The organism is Rossellomorea sp. y25 (assembly GCF_038049935.1).
In the GTDB taxonomy this organism is placed as follows: Bacteria; Bacillota; Bacilli; order Bacillales; family Bacillaceae_B; genus Rossellomorea.
The window spans coordinates 2262322-2277077 of sequence record NZ_CP145886.1; the positions used below are offsets into that span (position 1 = coordinate 2262322).

The 14756-nt window shown below is 39.0% G+C and carries 14 protein-coding genes and 1 pseudogene; 9 read left to right on the forward strand and 6 right to left on the reverse strand.

The genetic code is table 11. The features are described from left to right. Positions 1-27: 27 nt before the first annotated feature. From AAEM60_RS11230 to AAEM60_RS11250, 5 genes are all read right to left on the reverse strand, one after another. Entirely contained in the window at positions 28-1062 is a 1035-nt protein-coding gene (locus tag AAEM60_RS11230) for a phosphotransferase (RefSeq protein WP_341357990.1), read from the reverse strand. Between the two features lie 34 nt (positions 1063-1096). Further along, the gene (locus AAEM60_RS11235) at positions 1097-2272 is read right to left on the reverse strand and encodes a carbamoyl-phosphate synthase (RefSeq protein ID WP_299741263.1); all 1176 of its coding nucleotides are present in this window, start codon (positions 2270-2272) and stop codon (positions 1097-1099) included. Then, a complete protein-coding gene (locus tag AAEM60_RS11240; RefSeq protein ID WP_299741264.1) occupies positions 2272-3612 on the reverse strand; it encodes a glycosyltransferase family 4 protein in 1341 nt (446 codons plus the stop codon). Before AAEM60_RS11240 ends, AAEM60_RS11235 begins: the two co-directional genes overlap by 1 nt. Then, entirely contained in the window at positions 3609-4265 is a 657-nt protein-coding gene (locus AAEM60_RS11245) for a PIG-L deacetylase family protein (RefSeq protein ID WP_299741265.1), read from the reverse strand. The genes AAEM60_RS11240 and AAEM60_RS11245 overlap by 4 nt, the downstream gene beginning before the upstream one ends. Positions 4266-4357: 92 nt before the next feature. Next, positions 4358-7102 carry a hypothetical protein gene (locus AAEM60_RS11250; RefSeq protein WP_341357936.1) on the reverse strand — a complete coding sequence of 915 codons (2745 nt, stop codon included), beginning with the start codon at positions 7100-7102 and terminating at the stop codon, positions 4358-4360. 163 nt (positions 7103-7265) lie between these two features. On the opposite strand from AAEM60_RS11250, the gene AAEM60_RS11255 reads away from it, so the two are divergent. The 3 genes from AAEM60_RS11255 to AAEM60_RS11265 all read left to right on the forward strand — a co-directional run bounded on the left by AAEM60_RS11255 (position 7266) and on the right by AAEM60_RS11265 (position 9102). Continuing rightward, complete coding sequence (locus tag AAEM60_RS11255) at positions 7266-8438, forward strand: hypothetical protein (protein WP_341357937.1); 1173 nt, start codon at positions 7266-7268, stop codon at positions 8436-8438. Between the two features lie 112 nt (positions 8439-8550). Then, positions 8551-8757 (forward strand): hypothetical protein, encoded by a 207-nt coding sequence (locus AAEM60_RS11260; protein WP_044337159.1) that lies wholly within the window; start codon positions 8551-8553, stop codon positions 8755-8757. A gap of 156 nt (positions 8758-8913) precedes the next feature. Next, a complete protein-coding gene (locus AAEM60_RS11265; protein WP_044337158.1) occupies positions 8914-9102 on the forward strand; it encodes a hypothetical protein in 189 nt (62 codons plus the stop codon). Positions 9103-9287: 185 nt separating this feature from the next. Here the strand turns inward: AAEM60_RS11265 and AAEM60_RS11270 are convergent, their stop codons facing one another. Further along, entirely contained in the window at positions 9288-9782 is a 495-nt protein-coding gene (locus tag AAEM60_RS11270; RefSeq protein WP_299741303.1) for a kinase, read from the reverse strand. Between the two features lie 188 nt (positions 9783-9970). On the opposite strand from AAEM60_RS11270, the pseudogene AAEM60_RS11275 reads away from it, so the two are divergent. The 6 genes and pseudogenes from AAEM60_RS11275 to AAEM60_RS11300 all read left to right on the forward strand — a co-directional run. Further along, positions 9971-10108 (forward strand): annotated as a pseudogene (locus AAEM60_RS11275) (general stress protein); the annotation flags it as partial. A 439-nt stretch (positions 10109-10547) separates the two neighbouring features. Continuing rightward, positions 10548-11726, forward strand: a complete 1179-nt coding sequence (locus AAEM60_RS11280; RefSeq protein ID WP_341357938.1) for a hypothetical protein — start codon at positions 10548-10550, stop codon at positions 11724-11726. A 173-nt stretch (positions 11727-11899) separates the two neighbouring features. Then, positions 11900-12133: a hypothetical protein gene (locus tag AAEM60_RS11285; protein ID WP_299736824.1), complete on the forward strand. Its 234-nt coding sequence runs from the start codon at positions 11900-11902 to the stop codon at positions 12131-12133. Between the two features lie 275 nt (positions 12134-12408). Next, complete coding sequence (locus AAEM60_RS11290; RefSeq protein WP_299736826.1) at positions 12409-13239, forward strand: aminoglycoside adenylyltransferase domain-containing protein; 831 nt, start codon at positions 12409-12411, stop codon at positions 13237-13239. 266 nt (positions 13240-13505) lie between these two features. Next, entirely contained in the window at positions 13506-14393 is an 888-nt protein-coding gene (locus AAEM60_RS11295) for a YegS/Rv2252/BmrU family lipid kinase (RefSeq protein WP_299736828.1), read from the forward strand. Between the two features lie 12 nt (positions 14394-14405). Beyond that, a complete protein-coding gene (locus AAEM60_RS11300) occupies positions 14406-14717 on the forward strand; it encodes an iron-sulfur cluster biosynthesis family protein (RefSeq protein ID WP_299736830.1) in 312 nt (103 codons plus the stop codon). The last annotated feature ends 39 nt before the right edge of the window (positions 14718-14756 follow it).

Here is a 14756-nt window from a genome sequence, read left to right on the forward strand (position 1 = left end):
TCGACTCAAATTTTCTCATCCTTTCTTCTATTTATAGATTCCCAGTTCACTTCCCCAGGTTGATATTTTCTCTAAATGGTAAGGGAGAAGCTCACCGCCTCGATTGTCAAAGATACGTCTAAGCTGAGTGTGTAATCCTTTTTCGAGAGTTCGTTGAAGGTACGCCATTTTGTACAGATGAATCGGTTTGGTATAAAAGTCGATTCCATATTTCTTCATTTCATTCGTATACACGTCAACCGCATGGGTACGAATCTCTTCAGCGTTGCTTTGCCAATCCTTCCTGAAGGCTAGTAAAATCTCTACCAATACAATCATGTCAAACCATGTCGGGGAAAATTTGGCTGATTCCCAATCGATGAATTGAATCTCCCAAGGTTGATTTTTGCTTACATCTTTTGAACAGATATTCTGCATATGAAGATCTCCATGGGTAATCGAGAAGCCGCTGTCCATTAATTCCGGGAAAAAGTCGGGACCGTGGCTGTACAGATTTTTTAATGATTTGTAATGTGGTTTGATGATGTCTTTCAATTGTTTATCCTTCTTGGCATCGTCAAGAAATGTCATCGTATTAGAGATGAATTTTTCCCGGTCTTTTTTCATTTTTATCGAGCTGTAGATGGGAAACCAAGACTGAAAAATGTTTTTTTCTTTCGTGAATTTTCCTTCGTACGTGTGGGCATGAAGTTTGGCAAGTGTTGGGATAATGTAATCAAAGTGCTTAGGTGTAAAGGTAAGCTGCCCCCGGATTTGACGAACAAACTCCATGAATACCCAGGTGTCACTTCCCTGTTTCTCCATCAAGTAGATTTCAGGAAGGAACTCTTTTAAGAATGGGTAGGCTTGGCTGTAAACATTGATTTCGACTTCATTTTTGTATTTGGTAGAATGGTAGATTTTAAAGATGATGGTGAAGATGTCTGTTTGTTTCTGTAGCTGAAGCTGATAAATGCTGCTCCTTTTTGTTGATTTAAGGTTTTGGATTGATGCAGCATGAATGGACACTTTATTCCCAAGTGATGTTGAGAGTTTTTCTTCGATGCCATGCTTATGAAACATGGCATACACTTCTTGTGGTGTGTACAAACTAAAGTCACTCCTTTCGTTTTCTTTTCCAAGCATTCCACAGGTGAGACGTGGTACTCCTGATGAATGGCATAGGGTCATCAAAGGCAAGTAGGGCGAATACCTTTTTACCTCTGAACCCATTAAAGAAGTCTTTAATGCTCATTTCACCATTCTTTCGTTTTTCAAGAAAGGTGAGGAAGTAACGTACAATGTAAATCCATTGAACCCCGTCAATTTGCTGCAGTTGAGGAGTAGGATGTTGACCAGTAAGGTACAGATAATACTGATGGGCAAAGTCGACTCCGGAATGACCTGTTAAACTATGAGTCAACCAGAACCTGGGATTGATTTCAATGAGCTTATATTGTCCATCCCGGGGATCCTTTTTATATTCGATCATGCTTACTCCGTTTAGTCCTAACTCTTTCAAAAGTGGAACACCGACTTCAACCAGATCAGGTATTCGTTTGCTCACAATATGTGCTCCCGTTCCAAATTGTGCAGGGAACTGGTGGTTTTTTTGAAGAGTGAAAAGGGCTAGTAATTCCATTTCATCATCAAAAAATGTAGCCACTTTATAGAAACATTGGTTGTCTCCGGGTATGATTTCTTGAATAATAAGCTCTCCAAACTTCCGATAGATAGGAAAGACTTTCTTTAATTGAATGGCGTCCTGGATATGAATGGCCTTTTTATTCACATGTTTTCTGAATTCATGTCCGAACACAGGTTTTAAAATACACGGGAATTCTAATTGAGTAATCGCATCATCAAGCTGCTCTTCGTTTTCCACAAAAAAGGTCTTTGCGGTTGGGATATTATATTGTAATGCTAATTCATAGGTTTTCTTCTTATCTAATAAATCCATAATTAGAGAGTGATCCGGATATAGAAACAAATAGTACTGAGATAATTCGTTTCTGTATTTAGAGATAAAGACAACATAATCATCTGCACCTGCGTATAGCACGGGTTTCTCATCAAGATTCTTCGCTACTCCTTTTAAAAAAGAAAGCAGCTCGGCTTCTTGATGTAAGGGGCTTGGACATACCCCACAAGTGGCAAGTCTGGATTTCCCTCTAGAATAGGGACCTTCTGTATCAAATGCATATACATCAATTCCTTTTCGAGAAAGAGCATGAATGATACCAACTCCATTGGCACTTAAATCAAGAACAACAGCTGGGTGTGATGACATCATTATTCTCCTCCCGAAGCTAATAGATCTTGGTAAATCTCTTCAATTTTGTCAACCATGGCTTGACGTGTGAGATGGTTCTTGGCATATTGATACGCATTGTTGCCAAGTTTCTTTCGCAATGCCTCATTTCCAATTAGGTTCTTTAGTTGAGTTGCTAACTGATTTACATTACCCGGCTCTACAATGATTCCGGTTTCATTATGGTGAATGATTTCTGTAATTCCACCACAATTGGTTGTAAGTATCGCTGCACCGCTATGCATGGCTTCAATGATGGAAATCGGTAAATTGTCATTGATGGTTGGCAGAACAAAAATATCAGTTTTACTTAATATGGAAGGGACATCATCTCGTTTACCTAAGAAGTGTACGTTGGATAGTCTTAACGATTGGACTTGAGCTTCCAGGGCTTCACGCATTTCTCCATCTCCAACAATTTGCACTTCGACACCATGAATTGCTCCATTTATTCGAGAAAGAGCATTTAATAAATCTGAATGTCCTTTTCTTGGTCCAAGCCTTGCTATACATGAAATCACAATTTTCCCTCTCGTTTCACTCCGGGCAACGGATTTAAAATCAATCCCCGTGTTGACGGTGGTAAGTTTTGCAGATTTCGCACCCAGTAAGCTTAATGGATCACGGAAAGAGTCACTTAAAATGACCATATGAGTTGCATATTCAATCGCTTTTCTCTCAATTTCTTTGTAATAAACCTCCTCCTCAGAACCTCTTTCAATTCGGTTGAACTTGACCCTGCTAAAGGTGAACATACCATGAGGGGTGAAAAGAAGTGGTTTACCTAAGTCTTCATTAAATCTACCTAATATATTGGCTGTGAATAAATCCTGAGCATGGAGAATGTCGTATTTCTCCAACTTAACGGTTTGCATCATCTGCTCATAAATGTAGAGGAGACGGCAGCTTTGAATAATTTTACTTGTGTACGTTCCATACCGTTCCTTGAAAAAGGTCTTTAATTCAGGAACAACCACTTCACGAATTTTCTCTGCTTTTATTTGAGAAAAATGGTTTGGAGCAATGATATCCACTTTGTGTCCTAAAGCCCGCAAGCCTTCTCGCAAAGTAGTGATATAGTTGGAAAGACCACCTGTGTGGGGATAGTCCCAAAATGTCGCTATCAGAATGGATAGTTTCTTTCCGCCGCCGCGTTTACCTTTCAGCTTTTTAGTCTTTACTTTCGATTTGCGCTCTTTCTTTTTTCGTTTTGAATCCGTACCTGAATCCATGGTTTTTGCCGTTATTGGTTTTGCCTTTACTCCATAATATTTATCGAGTGCAGAAACAAGGTAAGGATAGGGAAAATATAGTTCCTTCATTTCCAGACCCTCCTAATGACTTCAAATGCTTCCGCATACGGTACCCCGACCGTCATTCCGCGGACACTTGCTAAATGTTTGACTCCCTCATAGGAACGTGGATGTGGAAATTCTCTCATTTCAACATCATAATGTTTTAAGGAAGCAATTTTCTGATCAATCACTGTTGAAATGTTCACATAATAATTCGGTTTGAATTGCTTGTCATTTGTCTGAGTATTCCATTCACTTGAGGAAACCGTTTCAAATGTGATCAGTTCAATCGGTTGTTTATTTGGCACCGGACGAACTGCTGTTAATACAGCTTGAAAGGTGATTTGGTGATCTCGATTCACATCACCGTAATGGTGGGTAAAAATCTTGCTTGGTTGATAGATATCAATTAATTTTTCAATTTCTTTTGTAAAAAGATGAAGAGCCATCATTTCTAATTCCAGATTTGGATGCTCCAAAAAAATAACTTCTTTTATCCCGATTTCTTTGTTTGCTTTCCGGGCAAGCTGCTGAATATGATGAGCTTCTTCCTTTCTTCCGTTTGCTGTAATGATCGAGACGACTCTATTACCTTGATCCACTAGCCTTTTTAGCGTACCCGCTGTACCAAGTAGTTCATCATCTGGATGTGCTGCTATGACCAATACAGTTTCTTTCATTCCCTTCACCCCATTCTAATCTCTATTACATTACTATATGTATCCTTCTATATTGTCGAAACAGACACTAGCACAGGGCTAATGTCTGTTTCTTATTTTTTCCTTGCCGTTTGACCAATGCTAATTCCGCCGCTGATAATTTGTAACCGTACATACCCATCACCATCAATCCATATGAAGAAATCAGGTCCGGCTATTAAAAATGTTCCTTGCTGATCAAGTAATTTACTTCCCGCATATACATTGATTTTGTCACCCAGTGTGAAATATTTATTCAAGATCGTTGTATGCGAGTAATTGTCTGTATCCATGTCAAGAGGAGCAGGAGAGACTCGTTTACCAGCCTCTTTATTAGTAGTCTGGTAGAATGGTTCTTTTTTCGGTTGGTTAGATGAGGTGTTGTCGTTTAAAATGTCAAAATCGTGCTCTTTGGTCGTTTTTTCATCGTCTTTTACGATTGTTTTTGGTTTATTACTGTATTTGACTTGGTTTTTAACATTTCCTGAGTGAGAGCTTAGAATCTCGAATTGGTTATCTTTGGGACTCTGTGTAATTTTTGTCTTTTCACTAATGATTTTATTAGGCATGACGTCAGAGCGTTTTAGGTGGTATTTCACTTCTTTAGCTGGAGAATGAGAGTGTAAGATATCAAATTGGGTTTCATCAGTAGATGTAGCAGATTTTTTTTCGTCTTTTGCTATTTTATTAGGTGAGTGCTCTGTACGTTTAATGCCGTTTTTCACTTCTTTAGTTGGTGACTTAGAGTGTAAGATATCAAATTGGGCTTCATTAGTAGACGTAGTAGATTTTTTTTCGTCTTTTGCTATTTCATTAGGTGAGTGCTCTGTACGTTTAATGCCGTTTTTCATTTCTTTAGTCAGTGACTTAGAGTGTAAGATATCAAATTGGGCTTCATTAGTAGAGAAAGTAGATTTTTTTTCGTCTTTTGCTATTTCATTAGGTGAGTGCTCTGTACGTTTAATGTCTTTTTTCACTTCTTCTTTAGTTGGTGACTTAGAGTGTAAGATATCAAATTGGGCTTCATTAGTAGACGTAGTAGATTTTTTTTCGTCTTTTGCTATTTCATTAAGTGAGTGCTCTGTACATTTGATGTCCTTTTTCACTTCTTCAGCTGGCGGATTCGAGCTAAGAATATCGAAATTGAAATCTGCAGCCTTCTTCTTATCTTCATTAACGATCTTTTTGGGCCGGAAGTCAGTGCGATTTAGATGATATTTCACTTCTTTGGCTGGCGGTTTCGAGCTAAGGAGGTCGAAATTGAAATCTGCAGCCTTCTTATCTTCATTAACGATCTTTTTGGGCCGGAAGTCAGTGCGATTCAGGTGATATTTCACTTCTTTGGCCGGCGGTTTCGAGCTAAGGATGTCGAAATTGAAATCTGCAGCCTTCTTCTTATCTTCATTAACGATCTTTTTGGGCCGGAAGTCAGTGCGATTCAGGTGATATTTCACTTCTTTGGCTGGCGGATTCGGGCTAAGGATATCGAAATTGAAATCTGCAGCCTTCTTCTTATCTTCATTAACGATCTTTTTGGGCCGGAAGTCAGTGCGATTCAGATGATATTTCACTTCTTTGGCCGGCGGTTTCGAGCTAAGGATGTCGAAATTGAAATCTGCAGCCTTCTTCTTATCTTCATTAACGATCTTTTTTGGCCGGAAGTCAGTGCGATTTAGATGATATTTCACTTCTTTGGCTGGCGGTTTCGAGCTAAGGATGTCGAAATTGAAATCTGCAGCCTTCTTATCTTCATTAACGATCTTTTTGGGCCGGAAGTCAGTGCGATTCAGGTGATATTTCACTTCATTAGCCGGTGAGTTCGATCCTAGGAAATCAAATTCAGTAGGAGATTTTAATTTTACATTTTCTTGTAGGAGTTTTTCAGATGGAATATCTCCATTTGCTACGTAGGGGTGTGATTTTTCGTGCGAATTCTTCGGTTGTATTACGTCATTACCATTCTCCATCGAGGAGTAGATATGAATGTCTTTATCCACTTCATTTTTCTTTAAACTGGTATAAAGATTGACTTCTTTTTCAATCAGATTAGAGTCACATTTTATATTTTCAATGGATGAACCAGCAGTGGAAGTTTGTTTAGGAACATCTGATTTTAAAGAGGAGGTAGGATGCTTAGTTTTCAGTTCATGCTCCTTATGATTATGTGTCTTTTCCTCATGAGATATCTTATCGTTAACCGATTGATCATAGTGACCCTTTGTATAGGATTTTTGTTTTATTTGATATATATCTTTTCTCGATGGCTTCTCCTGATCAAGTTTCTTTTGGATAAAATCATCTTTATTTTTACCTTTGTCAGAGTGGGTATTTGGTGAATGATTTTTCTGAATATGTTGTACTGGTGGCGCATTAGCTTGATATTTTGATTGGTGGAGACTGTTATTGTGATCTATATAATTGGTTCTTTCGAATGATTGTACCTCACGTGATAGTAACTGCGGACATTTCCCACGTCTTTTACGGCGACGAGGCTTAGATATTCGAGAGATAATCAGGCTGGGTTGATCTTCATTTTGAAGAGTGATGTCGAAGGTAGGCCGCTCAATTGTTTGATGATGAGTAGTGGTTACGTTTAAGCTGCTCATCATACTCTGTATCATTTGAGAAACATGAGTTTGATCAATATAAACAGCACTTTGCAGTTGTTCTACAGAATAAGTTACATGTTCCTTTTTGTGTTTTTGATAGCTCACAAAGATGGATTGATTGTGACAAGGGATCAGAAAGTCATCGTAATAAATGGAGGAAAAGATCCTTGGCAGAATATGTTCATTTATAAAAAGATAACAATTGGGCATGTGCTTCACTCCACGTCTTTGTATCTATTTATAACCTATTCAAAAGCCCGGTTAGAGTGAGCGGAATTTGGGATTATACCACAAAAATAGGCTATACATTCCTTTTTCACATACATATATTGATTATGAATTGTAGACAAAATGTAAAGGAGTGGGAACACATATGGTAAACGAGTTTGATGATTTCTCGAGAAGATATTATGATCATTACGACGATGAAGAGAATTGTGAAGGAGATCCTGATGAACAAGATGAGTTGTGCGTTGGAGAACCTGATGAGCAAGAGAAATTATGTATAGGAGATCCTCATGAAACAGATGAGTACTGTGAAGGAGATCCAAACGATCATGACGAATGTTCAAATGATCATGAAAAGCATTGTCCAGATCCAGATTTTGACTGCCTTCCGTGTAAATCCGTTGAAGGGGTCTTGAATTCAATGTTCAATCTTGGAGATCATCTTGAAGTTTTCTTTGAGGATGAAATGATTGGCTGCGGAGGAACATTTGTAGCAGCTTTCGATAATATTCTCATCTGGATGGATCATAAAGCAAACGTCAACTTCACAGATTTATGCGGTCCGATCAGTGTAAGGAAAATTGGCTCCAAGCGAAAGAAAAAGCAGAAACAAAATGATAAGAAACATAAAGATGATAACAAGAACGATAAGAAGCAAAAAGATAAGAAACAAAAAGATAAGAAAGAAAAAGATAAGAAAGAAAAAGATAAGAAAGAAAAAGGTTCACGGAAAAAGGATGTAAATAATGAACAATCTGGCGTTAATGAAGAAGTGCTGAATTTTGTAAAGCTTGAAAAAGAAGAAGATGAGACTGAGGAAAGGTCTCAGTTGAATCTCAGTCTTCTACAAGAACACTGGGAAAATGAAAAAATCGAAGATGATACTACCTCAGTAGAAAATTTCCATGCTTCTGATGAAGACTCATTACACAATTCATCTGATGAAATGGAAAAGGAAATCAAATTGAATGCAGAAGATGACTCTAATGGTTCAGATATGGAAGAGGAGTACACTCTGCAATCGGACACAAATGGAGATCATTCTGAGGTAACAGATGTAGAGCCTGTCATTGAAGAGGTTACTTCTGAACATGATATTGAATCAGATGAGATTACCAAGGAAGAAGAAAGCAAGATCCCTGAAGAGAACCAGGCTCCTTCACTAGTAGATGAAGAAGGTGATTTGTCTGAGGAATCCGAGGTAGTTGAAATGCCCGAAAAACAAGATGAGGGTTTACTGATTGTGGAGGAAGTCCCTTTAGAAGATGACTCGGAACCTTCACCTATCAACTCAATGTCAGAGGATAATAAAGAATAATTAGTCTAGTAAATGCTAAAAACGAAAATTTTTTTTGGAATCTAGTTATCTGCCTTTACGCATTTAGCGATTCAGCATAAAAATAGAGTAAATACCGAAAGGAGGAAACATAATGTCTCATTTGTTTAAAGATGGTAGTATGGCAGATTTTCTTAATAAAATTTTATCTCTAGGTGATAAAATCGAGGTCCTATCTGGTGACGAAGAAATCGAAGAAGGTTCCTATGTATACGCAAGCGATAACTTCGTTGTATGGGCTGACGATGACGGCCATATGAACACTTCTAATTTAAATAATGTAACTGTTCGTAAAGTTTAGTGAACATTATTTAGAAACACAAAAAATGACTGGATGCTTTCCAGTCATTTTTTTTTGAAAAAAATGAAAATGATAGGTAATAGCCCTATCAAATTCCTTATTTTTTAATATAAATATATAGACTGATGAATCACAAGATAGAAAGGAGGAGGCAATATGGGATTTTCAGATAAACTTAATAAAGTACTCAAGCTTGGTGATAAAATCGAGGTTTTGTCTGGAGCAGAAAAAATAGACTGCGACGGAACATTCATTAAAGCTGAAGATCATTATTTAGTATGGTCTAATGGTAACGGTGACGTTTTATTCACTCACTTGGATAGGGTAACGGTGAAAAAAGTATAATCATTTGAATAATAAATCGGTTCTGGGGGAAGTACTTTTTGGGAAAGTACTTTCCCTTTTTTTTTGATTTTTATAGGTGCTTGTCCTAAACACTTTCTTTGAAAACGTCCTATCCGATCTTAAATAAAGGAAAGAACGTTTTCATCTCTATGATATTCTACTTAATACCTTCATCATGTATGGAACTACTTAAGTTTCTTCCAAGCATAATGGAGCTCTGGGTTTAAATTCTTGACATGTTCCAGGAACTCGCCTGTTAAACCAAATTTCTTCATCCCTTTGAACAGTTTCGTTGGAACAGGAGAGTCAGATGTAAACGCTCGCTTGTGATCAATCACTTTGAATTCGCCTTCTTCATTCATTAACATGTGGCGAACCTCTGTATCCCATCTCGTAAAGCCCAATCTCTTAAACTCATCCAGAACGAATAAAATCTTTTTAGTCATGTCTTCATCAATTTGGCCTTGTCGTTTCATGTGACGGGCAAGGGATATTCCTTTAACAAACTCCATGACAATATAATTATCACCGAATTCATAAAGACGAGGCATAATGGACGAAGTCTGCCCTATTTGCATCGCTTCAAGTTCCCTCTGATGTGTTTCTTCTTTAAAGAAATACTTTACAACTTTGTCATCTGCTACCTTGTAGATTTCTCCATCTTTCCCGTCACCAATCATTTCAAAGGCTGCCAGGTCTTTCTTTGTAATTTTCAAATTTCCGTTAAATAGATTTTCCACCGGTAATCACCCCTTTACTTGGTAGACATTTGCTTTTTTATATTGTATGAGATAGATCCTCTTTTGTAACCGAGCCAAATGCTGAAATTTCGTATAGGAGAAATGAGTCCAGTGAGACGCTTTAAGTGGAAAAGACTGCAAAATCCCATGACAAAGAGTTCTATCAAGAGATTGGTGAAAAAGGTGGAGAAGCTACTTCTGCTAATCGTCTCCATTTCAAGACTGTGTACATATTTATTAATTGTGTTATTTACCGATTTCCATAACACTTCAATCCCAGCTCCCTTTCTCCACTAAAAAGTTCATCTTATCCTTCATAGTAATTTACTAATATATTATAGTTTTGTTCAAATACTATAGGACTATCGTTGATTTATGGAACAAACGGATGTTTGTCTACACCTGCTCTCATTATTTCTCATAGACTATAGTAACTCTGTTTAGTTATTCATCATTTGATTAATAGGATTAATATATTGATATATGAAAAGAAGGTGAGAAAATTGGCATCTAAAAGGGAAGGCAAGCGTAATAAATCCAAGAAAAAAAGCGATCAAAATGAAAAGGATAAAGAATGTAAGAAAAAAAGCGATAAACGAGGAAAGAGAGTAGCTCAAGGAGATTTAGTGTCTCAAGAAGTCACAAGGATACAATGGGAAAAAGGTCCTCAGGGCGATCAAGGACCTCAAGGAGATCAAGGGCTTCGTGGAGAACCAGGACTGCAGGGTGTACAAGGTCTTCGGGGAGAGCAGGGACCTCAAGGAGAACAAGGGCTTCCTGGAGAACCAGGACTCCAGGGTGTACAAGGTCTTCGAGGAGAGCAGGGACCTCAAGGAGAACAAGGGCTTCAAGGAGAGCAGGGACCTCAAGGAGAACAAGGGCTTCAAGGAGAGCAGGGACCTCAAGGAGAACCAGGGCTTCAAGGAGAACAAGGGCTTCAAGGAGAGCAGGGACCTCAAGGAGAACCAGGGCTTCAAGGAGAGCAGGGACCTCAAGGAGAACCAGGGCTTCGTGGAGAACCAGGACCTCAGGGTGTACAAGGTCTTCGGGGAGAGCAGGGACCTCAAGGAGAACAAGGTCTTCAAGGAGAGCAGGGACCTCAAGGAGAACAAGGGCTTCCTGGAGAACCAGGACTCCAGGGTGTACAAGGTCTTCGAGGAGAGCAGGGACCTCAAGGAGAACCAGGGCTTCAAGGAGAGCAGGGACCTCAAGGAGAACCAGGGCTTCAAGGAGAGCAGGGACCTCAAGGAGAACAAGGGCTTCCTGGAGAACAAGGGTTTCAAGGAGAGCAGGGACCTCAAGGAGAACAAGGGCTTCAAGGAGAGCAGGGACCTCAAGGAGAACCAGGGCTTCAAGGAGAGCAGGGACCTCAAGGAGAACCAGGGCTTCAAGGAGAGCAGGGACCTCAAGGAGAACAAGGGCTTCAAGGAGAGCAGGGACCTCAAGGAGAACAAGGGCTTCGTGGAGAGCAGGGACCACAAGGAGAACAAGGGTTTCGTGGAGAGCAGGGACCTCAAGGAGAACCAGGGCTTCAAGGAGAGCAGGGACCTCAAGGAGAACGAGGGCTTCGTGGAGAGCAGGGACCACAAGGAGAACAAGGGTTTCGTGGAGAGCAGGGATCACAAGGAGAACAAGGGCTTCAAGGAGAACCAGGGCTTCAAGGAGAGCAGGGACCTCAAGGAGAACAAGGGCTTCGAGGAGAGCAGGGACCTCAAGGAGAACAAGGGCTTCGAGGAGAGCAGGGACCTCAAGGAGAACGAGGGCTTCGTGGAGAGCAGGGACCTCAAGGAGAACCAGGACCCCAGGGTGTACAAGGTCTTCAAGGAGAATGCGCTTGCAATCGAAAATACTGTAATGTATATAGAACTGGCGGAGATCTCGTAATACCTGACCAACCTGTTTTCTTTAATCATACTGGTATTAGTTCTGCAGGAGACTTTATTCATACTGGAACTTCTATAATAGTAGTAAACGAGGGAGACTATATAATAAACTATAATGTCATATTTACTAGTGGAAAGATTGGATTTAGTAGAGGAGGAGCATACGCATTATTCATGAACGGTTCAATAGTAACCTCCAGCAGGTATGGTAACCAGCTGGGAATATTCACAAGCGCCCCTGTTACCCTGGATTCGATTTTTCAAGTTAATGGAGAAGCGATTGTTTCTATACCAGCAGGTGGAATAGTAGAACTTAGAAACATTGGCCACACAGCGGATAACCTTATCAGTAATGTCGATAATATTCCCATTAATAGTGCAGGATTAACTATTTTAAAACTTAATTAATATGATGAATCAAGAGATATAGAGGACGCTAACCTGTGATGATTTGGTAAGCGTCTCTTTTTCAATCTTAATTGACTCTACAATAAAATGGGATTAAGTGTTAACATGGTTCGTAGTAATAAATATCCCATTAAAGGAATTATATAACATATATTCAACAATTAAAGGGATCTACACATGTTGATCAGAGATTGCGGACAGTATAAAATTCAAGAAATCGAGAAAATTAGGTAATTTTCGAATAGAACATTGAATTGATTAAGGAGGTAAATGCATTGTCAAGATTTCCGAAGATGGTGGAAGCAGTTTTACAAGATTACTTAGCCTTATGTAATAAATATCTACCAAGAACGATTGAAGGCTTGTATTTACATGGGTCCATCGTTCTGGATGCGTACGTAAATAATTCAAGTGATATTGACTTTATCTCGGTTACACGCCGTCGAATGACAGAAAAGGATTCTGATATCTTAACTCTAATACATAAAGAATTAGCTCTGAAATATCCTAAACCGGAAATGGATGGAGTGTATATCATTCAGGAAGATATATGCAATATAGACGAAAAGCAAGACTATGCTTACTACAATAATGGTGTATTGAATTTTGGTGAGTATTTTAATTTTAATCCAATCACTTGGTATTTGTTTAAGCATAAGGGTATTAGCGTCATTGGCCCAGACACTACTTCTTTTAAGGTAGACATTTCATCACAACAAATATATTCTTACGTTCTTACCAACATGAATACCTACTGGGCAGAAAGGGTGCATGTGATGGAAAATTCGATTAAAGAGTTAAAGAGATTCCGATCTGACATGATAGATGATGAAATAGAATGGTCCGTACTTGGATTGCTCCGTCAATACTACACGTTAAGTGAATACGACATTATCTCCAAGCAAAATGCGGGTGAATATGGATTGCAGCATCTTCCTGAAGAATGGCACAGCATTATAAAGGAAGCAATGAATATCCGTAGTGGATTGAAGGTGAGCCTATTTAATACGGAACACGAGCGTATCCATAAAACAATAAAATTTTTAAAGTATTTAATTTCTCACTGTAATGAAATGAAAAATAGTCAAAGTGTTAAAAATGTCTGATGGATTAATAATGATCAATTATAGGTCCATTTGTGATAATACATAAATTTCAACCTATTTCAAGATGTTTGCACTTCCTTCTTGTTAGAGGATATTTAGATTAGATATAATAAGCGATTGCCATTCAGGTAATCGTTCTTTTTCTTGGTGTTACTTCTTTATTTCTTTTGGGTGAGTATTTTCATTCATCTTTTAATCAGACATAAGGTTCCACTCCTCTAAATCAGGGTAAAGATACCGTATACATATTAAAAGGAGGAATCGGTGTGAAACAAGCCATGCTAATCGTAAACCCCTCTTCTGGAAAGGAAAAAGGGCAGGAATATCGTGATTATGCTCTTGAGACCATTAATGAAATGGGATATAAAACAGAGGTTCGCATGACAGAAGGGGAAGGGGATGCAATGGATTTCGCCAGGGAAGCTTGTGAAAGAAAGTTTGATTTTATCGCAGCCATGGGTGGTGATGGAACAATCAATGAAGCTATTAATGGAATAGCTGAGCAGGATCAACGTCCTCTATTTGGTCTGATTCCGCTCGGAACAGTCAACGATTTCGCACGAGCTTTAAATATTCCTATGGACCCTGAAGAGGCCATCGACATATTCAAGCAAAATCATGTACAGAAGACCGATGTTGGAAAAATCAATGACAGATATTTCATCAATATTATCGCAGTCGGCGCTTTGGCAGAAGCATCGTTCTCAACATCCATCGAACAGAAGTCGAAGCTCGGTCCTCTTGCATATATAATAGAGGGAATGAAGAAAATGAAGGAGAAGCAGCCGTTCGAGCTCAAGGTCCATTCCGACCATGACTGGGAAGGGGACGCGCTCCTCATGCTTGTTGCCCTGACAAACTCTGTCGGAGGTATGGAAACCATTGCACCCGAGGCCAAAGTGAATGACGGTAAGCTACATGTCTTTATCATCAAAGACATGGCCCTGCCACATTTTCTATTGCTACTGCCAAAGATCCTTTCAGGAGAACTCGCAGAAAGCGAACACGTCCATTATATGAAAGTCACAAACCTGGAAGCATCATCCACCTATGAGATGATTGCCAATATCGATGGAGACGAGGGAGATAAACTACCAATCACCGTTGAAAATCTAAAGCAGCATCTAGACATACTTGTTCCACTAACAGACTAGGAGGAATGTAAAATGAAATTAGAAATAACACAACCTGCTATAGAAAAACTAAACCAAATCCCTGATGGCAAAATGATTCAGCTATCACTTGACCGGGGAAGCTGCGATATAGTAAATAATCTTTATGAAATAAAAGTGATAGATAATAGAGAACCTCATTCATCTGAGAAAATCATCCAATCTGATCATTTTGATTTCATCGTCGACGATGACTTTGAAGATACCTATGAACACGAACTCACGATTGATTTTAAAGATAATTTCTTCGTGTTTAAAAATAAGAATCAGACGTTTAATAATCGTATCGGGCTCCGCTACGCATAAAGAGGGCGGAGAAGACTATCTTTTTTTAAATGGTACGTT